This is a genomic window from Rosettibacter primus, from assembly GCF_036860675.1.
GTDB lineage: Bacteria > Bacteroidota > Ignavibacteria > Ignavibacteriales > Melioribacteraceae > Rosettibacter > Rosettibacter primus.
Genome location: NZ_JAYKGK010000002.1, coordinates 131,872 through 153,054 on the forward strand (window position 1 = coordinate 131,872; position 21,183 = coordinate 153,054).

Here is a 21,183-nt window from a genome sequence, read left to right on the forward strand (position 1 = left end):
TTGTGGTTAAGCTTTTTTTTACCACAAAGGGACACGAAGTTCATCACTAAGGAGCACTAAGTATTTGAATTTCATCTCCGACGAATATTTCTCCACCACGAATCACCTTTGCAAAAATTCCTTCGCGCGGCATAACACAATCACCAACTTTGTAAAAGATTGCACACTTGCTATGACATTCTTTTCCAATCTGCGTAATCTCCAGTTCAGCCTCTTTTCCTATTTTCATTCGTGTACCAATTTCTAAATCAGGCAACTCAAGAAATTCTGTTGTGATATTTTCAGCAAATGCACCGGGACGAAGATTTGGCAATCCTTTCTCACGCATTTTATCAATGCTTTCAAGTGCAAGAAAACTAATTTGTCTATGCCAGTTACCGGCGTGAACATCTCCTTCAATTCCGAAGTTCTCTATCAATTTTGCTGATTGAACATTTGTCTTTGGTATTCCTTTTTTCTTGCTGATAGATATTGCAACTACTTTGCCGTTCACATTTTTTGTTTCAACTTCTAATGGTAATTCTTTTGTGTCAATGTTGTTCATAAATATTTCTCTCTGTATTATTCTTTATACCCTTTGTGTCCGTCAGCTGACGGAATACTTTGTGATACTTCGTGGTTAAGGTTTTTTTACCACAAAGGAACTCCAAGTAAATCAAGAAGGCGCACAAACTTAAATTAATTGTCCTTCAGTGTAATTTCTTTTATTACGCAGAGAACCACTAAGTTATTTAAGAAAATAGCTTCCACTTTTTCCTCCGGTTTTACTTAACAATTTAATTTCACTGATGACCATTGACTTATCAATCGCTTTGCACATATCATAGACAGTCAACGCTGCTATCGAAACGGCAGTTAATGCTTCCATCTCTATTCCAGTCTGTGAATTAGTTTTTGCAAACGATCTTATTTCGACAGTTTTCTTTTTAGGATTCAATTCTAATTCAACATCAATTTTAGATATGAATATATTATGACAAAGTGGAATCAGCTCACTCGTTTTCTTCGCAGCTTGAATTGCAGCAAACTTTGCAATTGAAAGAACATCACCTTTCTTTATAGAATTGTTTTTGATTGCGTTAAAAACTTCTTTCGATACTTTGACTTCGGCATACGCTTCGGCTGTGCGTGTTGATATTTCTTTTTCAGAAACATCAATCATTTCCGCTTTGCCTTTACTGTTAATATGTGATAATTTATTCTTCATCCGCCAATACTCATCATATTGTTTTGATTTAGTTGTAATAATCCATCCGCACTTGGATGCTTTAACCATTTTGATTGCAAAGAATTTTTTATGAATTCAATGATCATTTCGTCTGGTATAGCTTCATCAGCTAATAAAGATTTTAAGCTCAAGTCTGATGGATTTGAAAAGAGACAATTTTTTATTTGTCCTGCTGCGGTGATGCGAAGACGATTACAACTATCACAGAAATGATCTGAGATAGAGCTAATAAATCCAATTTTTAATTTTGCACCATTTACAAAAAAATCTTTAGATACTTTTCCATCGCTTTGAATTTCTGTTAAGGAAAATTTTTCTTCTATTTTGTTTTTCATTTCCTTCCAGCTTAAAAATTTCGAATCATCCCATTGATTTCCGGTGAAGGGCATATATTCAATAAATCTTAGTGTGACTGGATATGATTTGAAATATTCAACGAAATCACTCAACTCATCATCATTAATGTTTTTGATCACGACCATATTTACTTTTATTGATTTGAATTTCATTAAAACTGCTTTTTGAATTGCGGTGAGTGTTTCATCAAAATAATTGCTGCCGGTTATTGCTATGAATTTTGTTTTATTCAAAGTGTCGAGACTAATATTTAATCGTTCAACTCCAAAGTTGTGGAGCGGATCAAGTTTATCTATCAGATGTGTGCCGTTTGTTGTAATGCCAATTTCAAAATTGTATTGATTTTTAAGTGATGATATCATTTCAAAAAATTTCATTACATCTTTTCTAATCAGCGGCTCCCCGCCAGTAAAACGAATCTTTTTTACTTCTAAATCGCGCACAAGAATTTTTATTAATCGAAACAATTCTTCGTATGTGAGAATTGATTTGTTAGGTTCGAATCGTGCAAAAGAATTTGATGGATTGCAGTAAATACAATTCAGATTGCATTTATCAATCAGAGAGATACGAACATAGTCGTGTATTCGGTTGAAGTTATCGATTAATTTCATAGTTTATTTTATCACTAAGTCCACAAAGTCCAATACTAAGCAACACGAAGATTCTACTTTGTGAAACTTTGTGAATACCTTTGTGCTCTTTATGGTTAGTTTCTTTCTTCATAAAATTAAAATTCCAATTACTGCTGCAATCAGTACAACATAAGCCGGATGAAGTTTAAAGAAAATTATCAATGCTGCACCAACTGCGAGTAACAAAAATTCTTGCCAATGATTTCCATTCTTCACAGCATACTGATACATTATTGCTGCAATCATTCCAATAACGGCATACTTAACACCATTAAATGCTTTAGTTACAAATACATTTTTTTCATAAATGGAATAAATGTAAGTACTGAGCAAAATCAATATTGCAGGAGTAAAAATGTTTCCAAGATTTGCTGCAACTGCTCCAAGAATTCCGGCAGTTTTATATCCCGTGTATGTTGCAAACTTTATAGAAATTGCACCGGGAAATATTTCAACCATTCCAAGTATTTTGAAAAATTCATCTTGACTTAGCCACTGATGATTTTTAACAACTTCTTTTTCAATCAATGGAATTAAAGAATAAGCTCCGCCGAAAGAAAACGAACCAACTTTAACGAAAGCCCAGAAAAGATTTATTAAACTCTCAATCATTTTTTATTCTCAATAATATCATCAATCCAACTTAATGCAGCCATCATTGAAGGAAGTCCTATTGTCGGTAGAGAAAGCAAAGCAACTTGTCGCATCTCTTCGGGAGAGCAACCAACTTTTAATGCTTTTCGTGCGTGTGAATGAACTGCACCTTCTAATCGAGCACCGGTTGAAATTGCAAGCTTGATTAGTGCGCGTGTTTTTTCATCTAATGGTCCGGCTGCGTGAACAGCGGTGCCAAGTGCTTCATAAGCTTTAGCAACTTCCGGATAATCTTCTGTGAATTTTTGAAATCGTTTTGGTATTTGAGACATCGTTTTTCTCTCCATTTAATGATTGACAATAATTATTTTACCACAAAGTCGCACAAAGGATTTTCACAAAGAACACAAAAATTAAACCTTTGTGAATGAACTGCGTGACCTTCGTGGTTTTCAATATTTATAAAAAAACCCCGCTTTGCATAGCGGGGTTTAAAGTTGTGATTTATTTTCAAAATCATAATTGTAAACTCTCCTTTGCAAAGCGTCCCACCGAATTAAATCGGCGAACTGGCAGGCAAGTTCGTTTCCAAACTTACCCTATCTGTCTGAAGCCAGACAAGTCGGTTGATGAAACATAAAGATTTGAAATTTCTTTTACCACAAAGTTGCATAAAGGATATTTCACAAAGAACACAAAGTTTAAACCTTCGTGTTCCTTTGTGATGAACTTTGTGGTTAAATAAATCTTTTTAGTCTCATCAACTCGGAGAAAATATTTTGAAAGAACAAGACAAAACTAACTAAATTTTAACCAACTTTACTTTAGTATCATAAAACGAAACACTGCCGCCAACTGGATCGAGCATACAAGTATTATTGCGTAATGATGGATCAGTCCACATTGCTGCATTAGCATGTACACCTTTTGCTCTTCTGGCATCACCTTTAATTTTTTCACCATCAACATAAAAGTCATCTGCACCGGTTGCCCAATGCCCAAATCCGAGAACAAAAGAGACAACGCCTGGTCTTATTGTTTCAGTAGGAATTACTTTACCAACGATGTCTTTAGTTTTTCCATTCTTAAGATCCCATTGTCCTTCCCTATTGGTAGCACTGATAACTTTTACCAAATCATCTTTTCTTAAACCTAACCTCTCAGCATCTTTTGGATTAATCAGTATTCCGTTTTCAGGCATAATAGGTTGAAGCCAATATGCAGCTATAGTACGGGACTTAGTTTGTGTGATTGTTCTGTGAGTTATCAAATGCAGATCATAACCTTCTGAAAGATTATCCACTGATTGCTGGGCATAGGTCATTATAGGAATATATTTAGCATATCCGAAATAGTGCTTACCGGTTGCTGAATATTTTTTAGTAGCAGTCTTTTCCTGATACAAATTTAGCAATGCAGCATATTTGTTTTTTAATTTATCTCCTTCAAATGATTTATGATGCTCTTCGAATCTTCCTCCGCGGTTAAGTATATAAACAACTTTACGCCATTTATCATCACCAACAATTTGTTTCCATTTCTGCTCATCAAAAACAGATTTATCAAGATGTCTTCTTGCTTTAGAAAATACTTCAAGTTCACGATCATTTGCATCTGGTACTTCTTTGCCGGGTTCTTCACCAAAAGCAATATTAGCAACAGCTCTTAGATAAAAATCTTCCGGACGTGTGAAATCAATTCCATCACCGAGAGCATTTTTACCAAATGCCTTTAAACCGAGTTTTTCATTCAAAGCCATAATCAAAGATTCAAGACAAATAGGAACTTCTTCGCCATAAACTTTTACTTTTTCCGGAATAGGCGAAATAACGGGCTGACGAACATTTTCAACTTTTGCCGGCATATTCGGATGTGTGCCCTGAAATTCCCATCTTTCAAGGAATGACAAATCGGGAAATATATAATCAGCATACATTGAAGTTGGACCGATTATTATATCGCTGCAGAAGAACAACGGAAGCTTATTTACATCTGCAAGCACTTCAATATTAGTGTGTCCTGCCGGTAAAGCATATGTCGGTGCACCCATATAGAAGAATAAAGCTTTAATCGGATATGGATAAGCATCACCGATACTTGGAATTATTTCCTGATAAATATCTGATGAAAGTGGGTACCAGTTTCGTTTTGCAGGATAACCTTCAAAGATTGTTGTCTTATCATAATCAACATCGTGACGAATCAGACTTATTCCAAAAGTTGGGATCTTTCCTTTAACTTTTGTTAAATCAAATACTCCACCTTTTGAACCATCATATTTATAGGTTGCACCTTTTGATAGTCCACCCGCCCAATCGAAATTACCAAGAAGCATATTCAACGACATCCAGCTTAAAACATTATAGAACCCATTTGTATGTTGAGCCGGTCCACGATGAATATCAACAGCAGCTTGTTTACCATAGCTTGTTAGCTCGCGGGCAACTTCAATTACATCTTTTTCATTTACTCCGGCTATTTCACACCATTTGCTGATTGAATTTTCTTCAGCGGATTCTTTGAGGATTTGCAAACCGGATTTAACTCTTACTTTCTTTCCTTCTTTATTCGTTAATTCAGCATCTACAAATAAATCACCATAAACAGGATTTTTCTCATCATTAGGATCTACCCAGGTTGGTTTGCCGTTTACCATCACAACCATAAACTTTTCTTCATACTCAATCTCTTTGGTTTTGTCTTTCGGATCAATCATTTTTCTTTTTTCAGCAGATTTCAAACCAAAATCAGCTGCACGAATAAATTTACCGGGTTCGCCGTCTTTAATTTCAACTAACCAGGTTGCATTAGTCCAACTAGATTCATTTGTCTCTTTAGCAGCAGCTTTGTTAGCATTTCTTAGAAACTTTTCATCATAACGATTATTATTAATTATCCATTGGATCATTGCTAATGCAAGTGCAGTATCAGTTCCTGGTTTTATCGGTAACCACTTGTGTGCTTTGCTTGCAAGTTTGGAAAATCGAGGATCGACAACTGCTATTTTTGTATATCCTTTTGCCAGATTTTCAATTAAACGCACTGTTCGGTTAGTTGGACCGTAGTTAGCTTCAAATAAATTTGCACCAACAAACAAAACATATTTAGCGTGTTCAAGATCTGCTTGCCAATAAAACTTCTGTCCACCGGTAAACTTACCACCTTGATATTGCTCGCTTATTGCTTTGCAGGTAAAATAGAGTGAGCCTTGGCAAACGGTTGTATGTCCGTGAAGATTAGTGGTGCCATAAACAGAACCAAATCTTGAAAGGAAATCCTTTCTTCCATTCTTTAATCTTCCCCAGGCAATTACGAACTGATTATTTTTAGGACCTAAATCAGGATGTTCCGGATCAATCAGTTTGTCAAGATGAGCTTTATGTTTTTCCTTGAATGCGGCAACCAATTCTTTTTTCTTTGCTTTATCTTTTTCATCCCAAATTGCTTTGATATCGTCTGCCATAGCTTTAGCCACTTCAGCATCACGCAAAGCCATAATATCTTTTAACCCTTCAACAACTCTGTTCTCTTCGCCGGGAACATTTGCAAAAAGTTTTCCGCCTTCAACTATTTCTTTAATTGCATCTTCAAAAGAAATTGTTATCCATTTATTTTCGCCGCGTTTGCCGGCACGTTTAAGAACCTTTCTTATTCTGTATGGATCATAAGCAATCTGCAAACCGGCCTGGCCTTTTGGACAAAGTGCACCATCAATTCTTGCAGCTTCATCAATATCAGTTTTCATTGAAAGATGAGGAACCATCGTCCAAGGATTATATGGGTTGCCATCAATCTTTGCCAAAACGCCATCTTGAATTTTGGCTTTGATGCCGCAACCAGTATTACAATTAAGACAAGCAGAGTAAATTATGTTCTCGGGATTATTAAATGGATAATCAACATCAGGTCTTTTACTTTTTATTATCATCTGCTGAGTTTGAGCGGAAACTTTTTCGCCGCCAAAGATAGCAGCCAGAGCACCACCGCCGAGTAATGCTCCTTTTGCCAAAAAACTTCTTCTTGACTTATCAATTAATTCTTGTTTCATAATTCTGTTCCTAATTTCTTTTTAGTGAATTGAGAAAGAAGTTTAATTCCGAAATAAACTAATGCTACTCCAAATGCACCAATGAATAATGCAATCAGATATTCATTCAAAGTTGCTGAGTAATCAAACTTTAATCTTTCGTGATAGAATGCTTCCTTCAGTCCTTTAAGTTCAGCAACTGCCTGACCAGGAATAAGTATATTTAATCTTGCGGAAACAAAAGTTACAGCAACAATAAAAGCACCGGTTCCAACAGTTTGATAAGTTTTTCCTTTTAATAAAAGATAAAGTGCGATCAACGCTCCGCCAAAATGGACAACCCAGAATACCCACCAGAATGGGCCAAATAGGATGAGTTCTACTGCTTCTCGAATGTGTGAGTTGGGCGACCAAAATACCAGACTGTATTCAGCAAACTCGGCAATGAAATAAAAAATTATTCCGCCAATAATTGTATATCGAAGTATCTTAAATGGTTGATGTGTTAAATCAAATTCTTCATAGTGAAGAAAAGTGTAAACCAATAATAAAACTGCACCGCCTGAAGTTATAGCTGATACTAAAAATAAAATCGGAAGTAATGGCGAGCTCCAGAATGGTTTTGCATCGACAACTCCGAAGAAAGCGCCGCTTTGACTTGGGAATGCAATTGAAAATAAAAAAGCTAAAGCCATTAGTGGAAGCAACCATCTTTTTCTATCGTGTAAATCAGTTTGTTTTTCTTTGTTCATTGTGAGATAAAAAATGAGTGCAGCAGTAATTATAAATAATGAATACATCCAGGCGTTAAAAGCCATCATCGAACCAAAGTTAGGAGCGTATAAAATTCTTGCAAATCGGAATGGCTGCCCAAGGTCTAACCATATTGCAAATAGTCCGGTTATAACTGCAGCAACTGAAACAACAATTATAACTCTGAAATTTTCCCGGAATCCTGTAAGATTGAAGATGTAACCAATTGTACCGATTGCAAATACACCACCAGCAATTCCAACAAAATGAAAATACAACGCAACCCACAAACCCCAGGGGACATAACTTCCGTAGCCAGCAAGCCTTTCGCCAGTTGCAAATTTTAATACTAATGCAATTAATCCAACTGCAAATACTATCAGCCAGATTCTTGATAAATTTTTATAAGTTTTTTCTAACATCATTCACCTCACACTAAATAAATTACTGTTGGTTTAGTGCCTTTTTCTTCGAGCAGCTTAATTTGATTTGGCTGACGAGCCATTTCAGACACTAATGAATCGGGATCGTTTGCATCGCCAAAATAATTTGCTCTGCCGATACAAGTTGATACACACATTGGCAATTCACCTTCATTTAACCGATGCAAACAGAAATGACATTTGCGTGCATTACCAATTGGTGAATTGTGTCCTTCACGATTCCAGCTTTTTCCATATTCATTACTAGATAACAGTTCGTACGGTTGAAGTTCCGGAGTATCTTCAGTGTAATATTCACCAAAGTCACTTGTTCTTGCGCCGTAAGGACAAGCTGATAAACAATACCGGCAGCCAATACATTTATCATAATCAATTTGTGTAATTCCATCAGGTCTTTTCCAAGTTGCATTAACAGGGCAAACAGCAACGCAAGACGGATTTTCGCATTGCATACAAGGTCTTGGAAAAAATCTTAACTGTGTATTTGGATATTCTCCAAACTCTTCTTGAACAACGGGACGATAAACAACTCCCGGAGGCAATTTATTTTCTGCAATACAAGCAACTGTGCAAGCGTGACAGCCAACACATTTTCTTGTATCAATTACCATCATCCATTTTCTTTCTTCAACGGGTTTTGCAAGAGCTTTTTTTAATTCAGCTTGCATTCGAATCAATAAATCAGATTTTTCATTTACTTCAACTGATTTGAATTCGGGGATATCACGAATTGTTTCTTTACCAGTTGGTGTTTCTGGTGGTGGACTTAATCTTGAAACTGTTACAGCTGCAACAGATAATGCAATGCCACCACCAACAACTCCAGCTGTTCTTAAGAAATCTTTTCGACTAATTTCTTTTGATAAAACTGATTGTTCCTTTTTTTCTTCTGCCATATTTTTTCTCCGTTTATTATCCGTAGTACAGATTATTAATCTGTGCTACAATATTTTTTATAAAAATGAATAGAAGAATGTTATTCTTGGTGTTATTGATGCATCAATACTTCTTCCGTTTGGAATTGATTCATATGTTTCAATCACAACATTTGGACTGATAGTAACTTTTTCGTCTGGTTTATAATTTAAGCTGAAGATAAACCAATTACGCGAATCGCCTTTGGTATCAGAGTCGGTGTTAGGATCGTAGTAATCATATCTTCCAACGACTGCTAATTCCTTAGAGAAATTATATGATGCAAATGCAGAGAAACCCATTCCGGTTTTATCTTTTAATTCTCCGTTTTTAATCATTCCATTTTGTCTCGGATTTAAGAATCCTTCAACTCCAAAAGTGTAAGCATCTTTTTCTTTGTAACCAAGGAATAATGCATAAGTCAAATCATTGTTTGCAACAGTTGCTGGTGGAGTTGTTGTACTTGCCGGATCGTTAATATTTGGACGAGCTTTTAAATCAGCATAAAGTGTGGCTGTAAATTGTTTGATTGGTGAATACTGAATATGTGCATAAAATCTTTTGTATTTATCGGTCTCTGGTTTATTGCCTGAGCCATCACCAATCATTAACCAATATTTAAACATTCCCTCTGAATCAATTTTACCTTTAAGAGTTATAGCCAAATCTCTTGAAGAAACTATTCCTCTTAAATCCATAATTGTTTTTTCAAGAAATCTGTTTCCCCAAATTCCTTCAGAAACTTCAAAAGCTGGAGTTGGTTGAATACCAAAAATAAAATCACTTCCTTTAAAGATATTTTTCCATTGTAAATAAGCATCTTTAACGAACACCCCTATTTTACCATCGTTGGTATTTGAAACTTGATCAGCTTCTAAACGAAATTTTGTTGTGAATGATTCTGAAATATCATAATCATAAGTAAAATAAATTCGTCTTAACTGAATTCCGTTTAAATCTTTCTTTCCGTTATTAACCGCATTACTAAGAGATGCAATTCCAGTATCTCTTGCTGCGTTATAAAAATAATCGCCGAACATATAACCGGAAATTCTTCCTTTGTTTGTTACTTCCTGAGCAAACAAAAGCTTAATTGATGTTAAAACAAGCAGTAAAACAAAAAGATTTTTTTTCATTTTTCTCTCCTTCTCAAGTAATATTATTTAGTTATTTCTTCAACTGATTTAATTTCTTTTTTGAAATCGTGAATTCCTTTGCCAATTCCTTTTGCTATTTCGGGAATTCTTTTAGCACCAAACAGCAGAGTAATAACTGCTACTATTATTAAAATTTCCGTTACACCGAAATTACCAAACATATTTTTCTCCATTAAATTGTTGTTAGTATGTTGCAATGAAAATGCCGGAAACCGAATACCCAAAATTCGCTAATAATCAAAGACTTAATGAAAAGTGATTTAAAAAGCTGGACTAAAACTTGTCGCATTCGACGAGATTTCGTTTCTTAATAATTATTTAACATTTACTTAATAATAACTTAATATCGATTGTTTAGCTTTGTGGCAAAAAGGAGAATCCTATGAAGAAAGTTCTTTTAGTTATTTTCGGTTTAGCTGCACTCTTTCAAAATAATTCTTTAGCTTCAAATGGCGAAAAGAATAATTTTTCTGTGGTTGAGGTTGTTACTCCGGCAAAAGAAATATATGATGATGGAATTTATAGAACTCAGTTTTCATCATTTTATGTAGTTGATGAAGCGGGAAATAAAATAATTTCTTGCGGAGAAGTCTTTGACTATGCAGCCAAAATAAAACTTAGCGAAGGGAAGTATACAATCTTCTATCGGAATTTAAATGGTCAACTTGTTCAGAAAGAATTAAATATAGAGCGAGGAAACTGTTTAAGAATTAAACTTGATTGAGCACTCCTTCGTGATACTTTGTGAATACCTTTGTGTACTTTGTGGTTAAATATTTTTTTACCACAAAGGTACACCAAGAATTAAGATATTCCATATTTTTCAATTTTACTTTTGAGCGTTGAAGGAGGCAGACCAAGCAGTTCTGCTGCCTTTGCTTTGTTGTTTGCTGTTTTAAGCAGCGCATTTTTAATTAATTGTTTTTCTACTTCTTCAATAATTTCATTTAATGATTTATTCTGATTGCTAATCAATTGACTGTAATCCATTTCTGCTGAGAATAATTCTTGCGGAAGTCTGCTTGCAGTAATTTTACAATCATAGCAAAGAATTGTTAATCTTTCTGCTAAATTTTTTAATTCACGAACATTTCCCGGCCAATTATAATTTTTGAGAATTTCAAAAACAGTTTCATCAACAACATATTGCTTTTGATTAGAAAACTGATTCAAGAAATAATTGAACAAAGGGACGATATCTTCTTTTCTTTCGCGCAAGGGTTTAAGATGAATTGGTATAACATTAAGTCTGTAAAACAAATCTTCTCTGAATTTTCCTTCCTTTACAAGTTTACTCAAATCAGCTTTTGTTGATGCGATTATTCGAACATCAATTTTAATTGACTCGCTGCTTCCGACTCTTTCAATTTCCTGTTCCTGAAGCACTCGCAATAATTTAACCTGAACTTCAAGCGGAACATCATCAATATCATCAAGATAAATTGTCCCTTGATCAGCTTTTTCAAATCTGCCAATGCGAAGTTTATCTGCACCTGTGAATGCGCCTTTTTCGTGTCCGAATAATTCACTTTCAATTACTTCTTTAGATAAAATACCGCAGCTAACTTTAACAAGCGGTTTATCTTTTCGTGGTGAGTTGTAGTGAATAAGATTTGCAATCAGCTCTTTGCCGGTTCCTGTTTCGCCTGTAATTAAAACTGTTGAGTTTGATTGAGAAATAATCTTTAGAGTTTCTTTCAATTCATCAACATAACTGCTTTTTCCGATGAAAGCATCAAAGTTAAACTGATCCTGAAAGTAATACTGATATTCTAAGTTTTTTGTCTTGAGTGATTTTATCTCCTTAATTTTATCAATGATCAGAAGAAGTTCATCTTTATCAAATGGTTTTGTGATATAATCGAAAGCACCTTTTTTCATTGCCTCAACTGCGCTTTCAACCGAACCAAATGCTGTCATCATAATAACAAATACATTTGGGTCAATTGCTTTAATCTTTGAGAGCAGTTCAAGTCCATTCATTTCGGGAAGACGAATGTCAGAGATAATAATATCACATTTTTTCTTTTTGAAATGCTCGAGAGCTTTAACTGGATTTTCAAAATCAGTTACAGAGTATCCTGCATCAAGCAAATCATCTTTGAGTGATACCCTTAAAATTTCTTCGTCCTCTACAATACAAATATTTAGTTTTTTCATTTTCTTCCTTTGTGGTTCTCTATGTTGTCTCTGTGGCTCTCTGTGTAATTATTTTTGGTTACACGGAGAAACACACAGAGAAGGCACAGAGAGCCACGGAGTTTTAATTATTAATAATTGGAAAATGTAAAGTTACTCTCGTTCCTTTTCCTTCTTTACTTTCAATATATATTTTCCCCTGATGAGCTTCAATTATGTTATACACAACAAATAATCCTAATCCGGTTCCTTTTCCCGGAGATTTTGTTGTGAAGAACGGATCAAAAATTTTATCCAAAATATTTTCTGAAATACCAATACCTGTGTCTTCAATTTTTATTTTCACAAAATCGCTTTCACGATTTGCAGATACAATTAATCTTCTTTCCGAATCCGGATGTTTACTGATCTTTTCTTCAATTGAATCAATGCTGTTGATAAACAAATTCAATAGAACCTGTTCAAGTTGATTTTTATTCCCCTTAATCATTGGAAGATTTGTCGGAATATTATTAGTAACAGATATTCTCAGTTTTTCAAGCCGATGACTGACAAGGATTAAAGAGTTTTCAACAATCTCACTGATGGAAAGACTAATAAAGTCGCCGCTCTGTTTTCTTGTAAAGTTAAGGAGATTACCAACAACCTTCTCTATCTTATCTACTGCATTTTCCATCATAACGAGATACTTTTTATTCTGTTCAATATTTGCGGGATCATTTTTAATTCTTCTAATACAATTCTGAAGTCCTGCAACCGGATTATTAATTTCGTGTGCAAGTCCTGCAGTCAGAATTCCAACGGTGGCAAGTTTTTCTGACTGAATCAAGTTGCTTTGTGCATTCTGGAGATCACGATAAGCTTTATCTAAACGAAAAATCATTTGATTAAAACGATCTGCAAGAATATCAATCTCATCTTCGGCACGAAAAAGCATTTTAATTCTGTCAAGAAATTTTTCTCTGATTCTGATTTGAGGCAATTGTTCTTTACCAATTTGTGAAAGCTCAATATTATCAGCAACATTCTGAATTGTTTTAATTGGCTTCGTAATAAAATTAGCAAACACAAGTGCGCCAATAATTCCAAATGTTAAAAACACCGCAACCATAATCCAGAATACATTAATTGTTTTTTGAACATCAGATTGAATTGAACTTTCTTTTAATCCAACTCGAACATTACCAATTTTACCATCCAGAATTGGAACTGCAATGTCAAGAATCAACTCTTCGTTTTTATTTTTAAGAATGATAAGCTGAGTTTTAAATTTCTGATTTTCATCTATTCTGTTTGCACCTAAAAGTTGAGCGGGAAAATTTAACGGGAATGTATGAACAACAACATTACCTTTGCTATCAACAATAAAAATGTATTCAATATTCTGATCAATTTCCTTTATTCCATTAATAACATTTTGAAGTGTGACATAATCTTCAAATAATAGAGAGGAAACAATCTGATGAGAGATACTGTTAGCAATAAATAAAGCTCGTTTTTCGGTTTCAGTTTGAAGTGCCGACTGCACATTATTATAAATTAGAATTGAATTTATAGAGCCAAAGACAATCACAATAAAAATTATCGCAATAGAGAATTTCCAGAACAGAGGCAATTTAAATTTTATTGTGTTCATAGAATCTCAATTATAAAGTGAATCATCTGCTTCGATGAATTTATCGATCATAATTTTATTAAGGAGTTTTTTTCCTTCAAAATCTTGATGCATAGATAACATTATGTTTTTCAATTTTAACTTAAGTTTAGGATCTAAATTTTTCTGAACAACAAAGGGAGGAATTCCAAATTCTTTTGATTTATTAATTATTTTTATTCCCTCAACTTTCTCCGGCTGAAAGTGCTTTAAATAATCATACACTAATCCATCAACGGTGGCTCCATCAACAATTTTTCTTTTTACTGCCTGAATTGAATAATCGTGTGCGTAAGTAAAGATTGTCTTGCTGAAAAATTTTTCCGGTGTGGTTTTTCTGTCTTTCAGAATATTTATAATGTAATCATATCCTGTATTCGAAAGCGGATCTGTGAACGCGAATGATTTGCCCTGAAGCTCATCAATGGAATTAATATTACTTTCCTCATTGACTATTACATATGCCTGATAATAAGGTTTCCCTTCAACAACCGGTACAACTAAAATTTCAATCGGCATTTTATTCTTTGCTTCGAGATATGCTCCTGTACAGATGAAAGCAAAATCAAGTTTATTCTGACTTAGTAATTCATTTACTTCAGCATAAGTTTTTCTTTGTTTGAATTCTATTTGAACACCAAGTTTAGATGAGATGTAATCAATCAAATCTTTATAAAGGTTGAAAGTTTCGACCGGCGAAATCATTGTTGATATTGCAACATAAATTTTTTGCTGTGATGATGTTTGTGTTGAATCAACAGATGTTTTATCATCCTGAAGATTTATCTCTTTTACATCCTGATTTGAGTTGCAAGAAAAAAATAATGTTAAACTTATCAATAAGGTTAAAAGGTATTGCAGTGTTTTCATTTCACTATTCTATATTTATTTCTAAATCAAATATATGAAAATTGAAAATGACGCAGTTGTTGGAATATGAAGATTTCAATCAGAGATTTCAAATAGTAGTATAGATTAAATAAACTCCTCCGAGTATAACAAGCACACCACAAATTCTTTTAATCCACAAAATTGTTTTTGATTCCTCTGACCAGTCAAGATACTTCTGAACTTTATTAGTCAATGTTCCTGCACCAACAATAATTGAACAATGTCCAAGCCCAAACGCAAGAAGCAGAACTGAAGCAGAAGCAAAATTTGTCTGTGCGGTTTGAAAAACAATTCCTAGTACCGGTGCCATATAAGCGAAGGTACAGGGACCAAGAGCAATCCCAAATAATAAACCAAGTATTAATGCTGCAAGTAATCCTTTGGAATTTGTTCTTCTAAATCCAGCGACATTCCAATCGAATTTAATTATATCTAAGAGATATAAGCCGACTAAAAAGAAAATTCCTGCAACAAAGTAATTTCCGATTGTCCCTACATCCCCCATTAGTCGGCCAAGGGATGCAGTAATTATTCCAATTGCTGCAATAGTAATAAGAATTCCGATGGCAAAAATCATAGAAATATAGAAAGTTCGCTTTAGAGAAATTTTTCCCTGTGAAGTTATATAACCAATAACAAGCGGAATGCTCGAAAGATGACAAGGCGAAAGAAGTATTGATAGTACGCCCCAACCAAAAGAGGCAAAAGCTGCCATCCAAAAGTTATCATAAAGTGCTGTACTGAGAGTGTTGAATATATTTTCTATCATTTTTTCTCTTTCTCCGAAGTGCTGGTTGTCTTCTCTGCTTGACTGTAGTGTAATTGAGTATTACACAGAGTTCCACAGAGAAATCACAGAGAGCCACTGAGATTATTTCTTTGGTTTTAATCCTTTGCTCTGTAAAAGTTTATCAATTTCCGCTTCAGGATAAAATCCTTCGTGTCGGTGAAATTCTTTTCCGTTTTCATCAAGAAAAATCTGGGTCGGGATAACTCTTATTTTATAAATATCTGCATATTTCCTTTGTTCCTGAGTCCATACATCATAAAAAATTACTTTTATCTGATTACCATATTTCTTCTCAATATTTTTCATTACGGGTTGCATCATTTTACAAGGAATACAATTCACTGAACCTAGTTCAATAAATGTAACCTTGGGTTTTATTTCGTTTTTTTGAGCAAAAGTGTAATCATTATTAAAAAGCGCATTAAAAAATATCAGGAACAAAATAACATTTTTCATTATTCCTCCACTTTAGTAAGAAATCCTTATGATTATTTTTAAAGAAATCTTATTAACAGCATAAGCTTTGATTATCCATGATGTTCTTTTAACCATTCAAGAATCTGATCTTCTTTTGGAATAATCCCATAACTTTTAACCTGCTCATTTATTATTAGTGCAGGTGTCATCATTATCCCATAATTCATCATCTCCTGAATATCAGTTATCTTTTCCACAATTGCCTCAATATTATTTTTTGCAATTATCTCTTTAACCTTCACTTCAAGAGTTTGACATTTTTTGCATCCCGGACCAAGAACTTTAATTGAAATCATAATTATACCTCCTTTAATTTCTGTAAAATGATTTTTCTTATTTCCTCTGAAGCTGGAATTCCTTTGGGATAATATCTGCAAGCCAGAGATGGTTCTGATGGAGCTGGCATTCCGAGCAAATCTTCTCCGTTTATCAGTAAGGTTGGAGAACCTCTGAACTTAACCTGCATTGCAGTTACTTCATCTTCAACAAGAACTTTTTCAATTTCAATTTCGCTTTCCAAACCTTTTATAGCCGATTCCAAGTTATTCCACATTTTAATATGATTCGGACAACCTTCGAAGTATTGGAATTCAAGTTTTAGTTTCATTTATTTTTCTCCTTGTTTTTCCTTGTGACTCTCCGTTTATCTCTGTGGCTCTCTGTGTAATTTTTTTCGTTACACAGAGGACCTCAAAGAAAGTAAAGAGATTTATCTTAAAATGTTATTCATCCCAGAAATACATTTTGGCTTCAGTTGAATAAGGATATTTACTTTGAATTTCTTTTAATGTTTTTTTCAACTGAGAGTTGTCTTTTATTTTAATATAACGAGCAGTTTCTCTGACTACCAAAAGTTTTGGATATAAAGATGTTTTATTTAACTCATCAATATCTTTATCTATGATTTTAATAATATCATCGTATCTTCCGCGAGGCATAATCGTTTCTGCAATTCCTAATCTTAACATTGCCCGGAATTCATCAGCCGGCAGATAACCATTAAAATGGTAATACGAGTTTCCATTCTGATCAAGAAAATAAATTGCCGGTGTCCAATATGCACCGAGTAATTTTCTAACTTCTCTGTCTTTTATCAAATCAAGTTTAAGCAGAACAAACCACTCATTCATTTCATCAATAACTTTTTGATCTTTATAAGTTGTGGCTTCAAGTTTTTTACATCCGCCACATCCATCCATTTCAAATTGAAGAAGAATTGGTTTATGTGATTTTAATGATTCTTCTTTTGCTTGTTCAAGATTATTTAACCATTTCATAGTTATTTCACGAGATTATTAGTGATAGAATTACAATTTCCATTTGTTCTCTTCACTTTTAATTTCAACTGAAACCGGAATAGGTATAACTCCAGGTTCAGATGGTTCAGAATATTTTTTCTTTAATTTTAGCGCTACATTTACAAGCATAATCAACACCGGCACTTCTACTAATGGACCAATTACTGTTGCAAAAGCAACTTGAGAATTTATTCCAAAAACAGCCACTGCTACAGCAATAGCTAATTCAAAATCATTGCTTCCTGCTGTAAATGCAACTGTAGTTGTTTTCTCGTAAGAAATTCCTTGTTGTCTAACAAAAAAGAATGTTGCAAAGAACATAATAGTAAAATAAAATGTATATGGTATCGCAACTCTCAGAACATCAAAAGGAAGTTCGACAATCTTTTCACCCTTCAAAGAGAACATTACAAAGATTGTAAAAAGCAAAGCAATTGGTGTAAGAATAGAAATCTTGGGAATAAAATTCGTATTATACCATTTTTTGCCTTTCGATTTAACAAGAACCAAACGGGTTAAAACTCCCCCCATAAATGGAATTCCAAGATAAATAAAAACAGTTACCGCAATTTCCAAAATTGAAACTTTGACTAACGCTCCTTGCATTCCAAATAATGGAGGAAGAACCGTTATAAAAATGTAAGCATAAATCGAATAAAAAATTACCTGAAAGATTGCATTGAATGCAACAAGTCCAGCAGCTAATTCCGAATCACCTTTTGCTAAATCGTTCCAAACCAAAACCATTGCAATACATCTTGCTAGGCCAACAAGTATTACTCCAATTGCCATCTCAGGTTTATCTGGTAAAAGAATAAGCGCAAGGAAAAACATTACAAGCGGTCCAACAATCCAATTCTGTATTAATGAGATAGTTAACAACTTGACATTTTTGAATACAATTGGAAGTTCTTCATATTTAACTTTTGCAAGCGGCGGATACATCATTAATATCAATCCGATTGCAATAGGAATATTTGTAGTGCCTACACTTAATGAGTCCCAAAATTTAGCAAGGTAAGGGAATAATGATCCAGCAGCAACCCCAAGAAACATTGTAAGAAAAATCCAGAGTGTTAAGAAACGGTCGAAAAATGATAATTTTTTTGAAACTGAAATGCTCATATTTATCTCTCAATAATTTGATAAAATAATTTTACACAAGTTGATTTTAACTAGATAAGATCTTTTAACCAATGCGCTAGTGTTGATTTTGTCGGAATTTTTCCTTGTACTAAAATTTTATTATTTACAACCAAAGCTGGTGTAAGCATAATTCCGTATTCTAAGAACTTATTTGGGTCAACTATTTTTTCAATTTGTGCCTGCAAATTGTTTTCAGATACAACTTCATTGCAAAGCTTGTAAAGTTTTTCACAGTTTATGCAACCAGGACCAAGAACTTTGATATCAAGCATTTTTGTTCCTCCTTTATTTAGCTATTACTTAATTTAGCATTGAACATTGTTTATTGAATATTGAACATTGATTACTTAACATTATAAAACAAAAAAATTTCAGTATTCAACTCTCAATTTTCAATATTTGGGCAAATTTCCAGAATTCTTCTTTGATTTCATCTCTTACTTTTCTGAATACAGAAAGAATTTCATCTTCTGTACCTGTTGCTTCTGCAGGATCTTCGAATCCAATGTGCAACTGTTTTCCAACTTTACCGATAAATACAGGACAAGTTTCTTTTGCATTATCACAAACAGTTATTACAAAGTCAAAAGATTGATTAATAAATTGTTCAACATCTTTTGGGTAATTATTGCTTATATCTATTCCGACTTCTTTCATTACCTGAACTGCTTTTGGATTTATTTTTTCTGCTGGCTTTGTTCCTGCAGAATAAACTTCCAATTCCGAATCAAATGATTTTAAAAATCCTTCTGCCATTTGACTTCGGCAGGAATTTCCTGTGCAAAGTATTAAGATTTTTTTCTTCATTTAACCTCCGTTAATGATTTTATTACACAGAGTACCACTGAGAATACACGAAGAACCACAGAGTTATTTAATATATCTTTTAATTCCATCTTTCATTTTAAGCACGTTAAAGTTCATTAAAAGTCCAACTTTCTTTTGGGAAAATTTTAGATAAGTTAATATTTGTGCTTCGTGGACTGGATTAAATTCATCAACAGTTTTTAATTCCAGAACAACTTTATCCTCAACAAGAATATCGATTCTATATCCACACTCGAGTTTAATTTCTTTATATACAACTGGAACTGGCTTTTGTCGTTCGACTTTTAATCCAACTTTTGTTAATTCATATGCTAAACATTCTTCATAAGCAGATTCTAATAATCCAGGACCTAATTCTTTATGAACTTCAATCGCACATCCAATTATAGTTCTTGTTAAATCCTCATATTCCATAAACTCTCCGAGTTTCTCTGTGAATACTCTGTGGTTCTCTGTGTAAATAATTTATTGATTAAAATAGGTACCCATAAATAAGTCCACTTATTGTAGCCATAATTACAACAAGAGTAACATAAACAATTGTTTTCTGCGTTCCAATTACACCACGAATTACAAGCATATTTGGCAATGATAAAGCAGGACCAGCGAGTAATAATGCAAGCGCGGGACCTTTACCCATTCCATTATTTATTAATCCTTGTAGAATTGGTATCTCGGTTAAAGTTGCAAAATACATAAACGCCCCTGTTATTGATGCAAAGAAATTTGAAAACAAGGAATTACCCCCAACCAATGTATAAATCCAATCCTTAGGAATTATTCCGCCATTACCCTCAGCTGAGCCGAGTAAAAATCCTGCAACTAAAACACCTGCACCAAGCAAAGGCATTATCTGCTTTGTAAATCCCCAGGTTTCACCAAGCCACTGATTTGGTTCGCCTTCTGTAAAAGTTAAAGCTAAAGTAGTTGCAACAACTCCAATAACAAACGGAACAGTTGGAGTATGATAGAAAAATATTGCGGAGAGGATTACAGCCAAAACTCCCAATAAAACATATAACTTCTTCACACCAATTATATATATCATTGAAATTGCAAAACCAATTCCGAACAAAGAAGTTATATACCATTTGTTTGCAAACATAAAATACCAGAAACCATCTGTTTCTATTGGTTTTCCCCAATTAACGAAAACCAAAATTGCAACGAGAATAAAAAAGTGTAAAGATGTTTGCCACAACGGACGGGATTCTTCTACTTCAGGCAAAGCAAGTTGTGCATCTGCTCTTTCTTTTTCTTCTTTACGATAGATGAAAGCCATTATCAAACCAATAATTAAACTGAATGAAACGGCTCCAATTACTCTTGCAATTCCTAATTCCAGTCCGAGTATTCTTGCCGTAAGAATAATTGCAAGAATATTTATTGCAGGACCTGAATAAAGAAAAGCAATTGCGGGACCTAATCCTGCTCCTCTTTTATGAATGCTCGAGAACAATGGCAAAACTGTACATGAGCAAACAGCTAAAATTGTTCCTGATACAGAAGCAATTAAGTATGCTTTCCATTTTTTTGCTTTTGCACCAAAATGTTTAACAACCGAAGCTTGACTTATAAAAACAGCTATTACACCGGCAATAAAAAATGCAGGCACAAGACATAAAAGCACATGTTCCTGCGCATACCATTTTGCGAGTGCAAATGCATCAATAATCGCATTTCGAAAAGTTTCCGTTTCGATTGGTAAAAAGTAAGCAAACAGAAAAAATCCTGTTACCCACAAAAATGATTTGTATTCTTCTTTCCAGTTCATATTGTTATAGTGTTTAATTTAACATGCAAAATTCTATTGAGTTTTCTTATAATCATTTTATGAAGTGTTTTAACGTA

At 33.9% G+C, this 21,183-nt stretch carries 24 protein-coding genes and 1 riboswitch; of the genes, 1 reads left to right on the forward strand and 23 read right to left on the reverse strand.

The features are described 5' to 3' along the window. Positions 1 to 46: 46 nt before the first annotated feature. The 10 genes from VJY32_RS03680 to tatA all read right to left on the reverse strand — a co-directional run bounded on the left by VJY32_RS03680 (position 47) and on the right by tatA (position 10,270). Positions 47 to 544: an MOSC domain-containing protein gene (locus tag VJY32_RS03680; RefSeq protein WP_353676535.1), complete on the reverse strand. Its 498-nt coding sequence runs from the start codon at positions 542 to 544 to the stop codon at positions 47 to 49. A gap of 183 nt (positions 545 to 727) precedes the next feature. Then, positions 728 to 1,207, reverse strand: a complete 480-nt coding sequence (gene moaC / locus VJY32_RS03685) for a cyclic pyranopterin monophosphate synthase MoaC (protein ID WP_353676536.1) — start codon at positions 1,205 to 1,207, stop codon at positions 728 to 730. Further along, positions 1,204 to 2,199 (reverse strand): GTP 3',8-cyclase MoaA, encoded by a 996-nt coding sequence (moaA, locus tag VJY32_RS03690; protein ID WP_353676537.1) that lies wholly within the window; start codon positions 2,197 to 2,199, stop codon positions 1,204 to 1,206. Before moaA ends, moaC begins: the two co-directional genes overlap by 4 nt. A 108-nt stretch (positions 2,200 to 2,307) precedes the next feature. Next, the gene (locus VJY32_RS03695) at positions 2,308 to 2,832 is read right to left on the reverse strand and encodes a chromate transporter (protein ID WP_353676538.1); all 525 of its coding nucleotides are present in this window, start codon (positions 2,830 to 2,832) and stop codon (positions 2,308 to 2,310) included. After that, positions 2,829 to 3,146: a carboxymuconolactone decarboxylase family protein gene (locus VJY32_RS03700; protein WP_353676539.1), complete on the reverse strand. Its 318-nt coding sequence runs from the start codon at positions 3,144 to 3,146 to the stop codon at positions 2,829 to 2,831. Before VJY32_RS03700 ends, VJY32_RS03695 begins: the two co-directional genes overlap by 4 nt. A gap of 183 nt (positions 3,147 to 3,329) precedes the next feature. Continuing rightward, positions 3,330 to 3,597, reverse strand: a riboswitch (molybdenum cofactor riboswitch). 19 nt (positions 3,598 to 3,616) lie between these two features. Further along, the gene (locus VJY32_RS03705) at positions 3,617 to 6,862 is read right to left on the reverse strand and encodes a molybdopterin-dependent oxidoreductase (protein ID WP_353676540.1); all 3,246 of its coding nucleotides are present in this window, start codon (positions 6,860 to 6,862) and stop codon (positions 3,617 to 3,619) included. Then, entirely contained in the window at positions 6,859 to 8,016 is a 1,158-nt protein-coding gene (gene nrfD, locus VJY32_RS03710; RefSeq protein WP_353676541.1) for an NrfD/PsrC family molybdoenzyme membrane anchor subunit, read from the reverse strand. The genes VJY32_RS03705 and nrfD overlap by 4 nt, the downstream gene beginning before the upstream one ends. Positions 8,017 to 8,024: 8 nt before the next feature. Beyond that, complete coding sequence (locus tag VJY32_RS03715; protein ID WP_353676542.1) at positions 8,025 to 8,933, reverse strand: 4Fe-4S dicluster domain-containing protein; 909 nt, start codon at positions 8,931 to 8,933, stop codon at positions 8,025 to 8,027. Positions 8,934 to 8,990: 57 nt separating this feature from the next. Next, positions 8,991 to 10,088 (reverse strand): porin family protein, encoded by a 1,098-nt coding sequence (locus VJY32_RS03720; RefSeq protein ID WP_353676543.1) that lies wholly within the window; start codon positions 10,086 to 10,088, stop codon positions 8,991 to 8,993. Between the two features lie 23 nt (positions 10,089 to 10,111). After that, positions 10,112 to 10,270 carry a twin-arginine translocase TatA/TatE family subunit gene (gene tatA, locus VJY32_RS03725; RefSeq protein ID WP_353676544.1) on the reverse strand — a complete coding sequence of 53 codons (159 nt, stop codon included), beginning with the start codon at positions 10,268 to 10,270 and terminating at the stop codon, positions 10,112 to 10,114. Between the two features lie 221 nt (positions 10,271 to 10,491). Here tatA and VJY32_RS03730 point away from each other — a divergent pair, with 221 nt between their 5' ends. Continuing rightward, on the forward strand, positions 10,492 to 10,833 hold the full coding sequence (locus VJY32_RS03730; protein ID WP_353676545.1) for a hypothetical protein: 342 nt from the start codon (positions 10,492 to 10,494) through the stop codon (positions 10,831 to 10,833). A gap of 80 nt (positions 10,834 to 10,913) precedes the next feature. Here the strand turns inward: VJY32_RS03730 and VJY32_RS03735 are convergent, their stop codons facing one another. From VJY32_RS03735 to VJY32_RS03795, 13 genes are all read right to left on the reverse strand, one after another. Continuing rightward, positions 10,914 to 12,269: a sigma-54-dependent transcriptional regulator gene (locus tag VJY32_RS03735; RefSeq protein ID WP_353676546.1), complete on the reverse strand. Its 1,356-nt coding sequence runs from the start codon at positions 12,267 to 12,269 to the stop codon at positions 10,914 to 10,916. Between the two features lie 103 nt (positions 12,270 to 12,372). After that, positions 12,373 to 13,884 carry an ATP-binding protein gene (locus VJY32_RS03740; protein ID WP_353676547.1) on the reverse strand — a complete coding sequence of 504 codons (1,512 nt, stop codon included), beginning with the start codon at positions 13,882 to 13,884 and terminating at the stop codon, positions 12,373 to 12,375. 6 nt (positions 13,885 to 13,890) lie between these two features. Further along, positions 13,891 to 14,772, reverse strand: coding sequence for a substrate-binding domain-containing protein (locus VJY32_RS03745; protein WP_353676548.1), 882 nt, complete (start codon positions 14,770 to 14,772; stop codon positions 13,891 to 13,893). Positions 14,773 to 14,860: 88 nt separating this feature from the next. Beyond that, positions 14,861 to 15,562, reverse strand: coding sequence for a cytochrome c biogenesis CcdA family protein (locus VJY32_RS03750; RefSeq protein ID WP_353676549.1), 702 nt, complete (start codon positions 15,560 to 15,562; stop codon positions 14,861 to 14,863). Between the two features lie 102 nt (positions 15,563 to 15,664). Further along, positions 15,665 to 16,039 (reverse strand): thioredoxin family protein, encoded by a 375-nt coding sequence (locus VJY32_RS03755; protein ID WP_353676550.1) that lies wholly within the window; start codon positions 16,037 to 16,039, stop codon positions 15,665 to 15,667. A gap of 71 nt (positions 16,040 to 16,110) precedes the next feature. Then, the gene (locus VJY32_RS03760; RefSeq protein ID WP_353676551.1) at positions 16,111 to 16,356 is read right to left on the reverse strand and encodes a thioredoxin family protein; all 246 of its coding nucleotides are present in this window, start codon (positions 16,354 to 16,356) and stop codon (positions 16,111 to 16,113) included. A gap of 2 nt (positions 16,357 to 16,358) precedes the next feature. Next, entirely contained in the window at positions 16,359 to 16,667 is a 309-nt protein-coding gene (locus tag VJY32_RS03765; RefSeq protein ID WP_353676552.1) for a DUF2703 domain-containing protein, read from the reverse strand. Positions 16,668 to 16,782: 115 nt separating this feature from the next. Beyond that, positions 16,783 to 17,337, reverse strand: a complete 555-nt coding sequence (locus VJY32_RS03770; RefSeq protein WP_353676553.1) for a thioredoxin family protein — start codon at positions 17,335 to 17,337, stop codon at positions 16,783 to 16,785. A 30-nt stretch (positions 17,338 to 17,367) separates the two neighbouring features. Further along, positions 17,368 to 18,483 carry an ACR3 family arsenite efflux transporter gene (gene arsB, locus VJY32_RS03775; protein WP_353676554.1) on the reverse strand — a complete coding sequence of 372 codons (1,116 nt, stop codon included), beginning with the start codon at positions 18,481 to 18,483 and terminating at the stop codon, positions 17,368 to 17,370. Between the two features lie 50 nt (positions 18,484 to 18,533). After that, a complete protein-coding gene (locus VJY32_RS03780) occupies positions 18,534 to 18,776 on the reverse strand; it encodes a thioredoxin family protein (RefSeq protein ID WP_353676555.1) in 243 nt (80 codons plus the stop codon). A 106-nt stretch (positions 18,777 to 18,882) separates the two neighbouring features. Continuing rightward, the gene (locus VJY32_RS03785; protein ID WP_353676556.1) at positions 18,883 to 19,311 is read right to left on the reverse strand and encodes an arsenate reductase ArsC; all 429 of its coding nucleotides are present in this window, start codon (positions 19,309 to 19,311) and stop codon (positions 18,883 to 18,885) included. A gap of 63 nt (positions 19,312 to 19,374) precedes the next feature. Continuing rightward, positions 19,375 to 19,746, reverse strand: a complete 372-nt coding sequence (locus VJY32_RS03790) for a GxxExxY protein (RefSeq protein ID WP_353676557.1) — start codon at positions 19,744 to 19,746, stop codon at positions 19,375 to 19,377. A 58-nt stretch (positions 19,747 to 19,804) separates the two neighbouring features. Beyond that, complete coding sequence (locus VJY32_RS03795; RefSeq protein WP_353676558.1) at positions 19,805 to 21,106, reverse strand: permease; 1,302 nt, start codon at positions 21,104 to 21,106, stop codon at positions 19,805 to 19,807. Between the last annotated feature and the right edge of the window lie 77 nt (positions 21,107 to 21,183).